Origin of the sequence: Achromobacter sp. SIMBA_011 (assembly GCF_046535435.1) — a bacterium.
Lineage (GTDB): Bacteria > Pseudomonadota > Gammaproteobacteria > Burkholderiales > Burkholderiaceae_B > Achromobacter > Achromobacter dolens.
In genome coordinates this window covers 1-344 of record NZ_JAWRWN010000149.1, presented here as the reverse complement: position 1 = coordinate 344, position 344 = coordinate 1, and the positions used below count along the sequence as shown (strand labels likewise).

Annotated in this window: 1 protein-coding gene; it reads right to left on the bottom strand. The window is 61.3% G+C overall.

What is annotated here, in order from left to right; genetic code table 11:
• Positions 1–344 (bottom strand): ABC transporter substrate-binding protein (locus tag SB816_RS30315; RefSeq protein WP_410548030.1); only part of this gene is annotated, 344 nt, incomplete at both ends.

Here is a 344-nt window from a genome sequence, read left to right as displayed (position 1 = left end):
CACATCAGGGAGGCGTTCTTGTCCTTGTTGCCGACGTAGAAGGCATACATCAGGGCCGGATCGAGACGCGGGGCGACCGACTGCGAGATCACCTGATAATTGCCGGAACGGCGACGATCCACCTGCGTGGCGTAATCCAGCACCTCGATCTGTACGTTGAGACCCGCCTGCTGCATCATGGCCTGCGCCATGACGGCGGCCGGGAAGCTCGGCACGTTGCCGCGCTTGTTGGCGATGATCGAGATCGGCTCGCCCTTGTAACCGGCTGCCTCCAGTTCCTTCTTCGCCGCCTCGATGTCATAGGCCGGACGCTTCTTCTGCGTCTCGTCGAAATAGACCGAGTC